Below are 263 nucleotides of genomic sequence, written 5' to 3' on the forward strand. Positions count from 1 at the left end.
CATATACATATATATATACATACATACATATATATATATGATCAAGAAGTGGAGAGATAGCCCCTCTTTCATGTTTCTTGAGCCGCACCACAAATGACAGATTTTGACTGGGGCATGTAGCAAGTTTGCCCTGTACAAACAGGAATGGTTTTTTGTGCATTGCCCTCCTGGTTTCGCGAGGAGATGGGTGGAAGGAAGTAAGTCTTTTATCTGGATCGATATTCATACTTGGTCAGAGCCGTGCCTTTTCTAACTCTTTTTTC

Annotated in this window: 1 protein-coding gene; it reads right to left on the bottom strand. The window is 40.3% G+C overall.

Annotation, left to right across the window (positions count from 1 at the left end; genetic code table 11):
- On the bottom strand, positions 1-226 hold a 226-nt coding region (locus tag CUZ56_RS16060; RefSeq protein WP_204250954.1), incomplete at its 3' end, for a hypothetical protein.
- Between the last annotated feature and the right edge of the window lie 37 nt (positions 227-263).

This window comes from Saezia sanguinis (genome assembly GCF_003991585.1).
In the GTDB taxonomy this organism is placed as follows: domain Bacteria; phylum Pseudomonadota; class Gammaproteobacteria; order Burkholderiales; family Burkholderiaceae_C; genus Saezia; species Saezia sanguinis.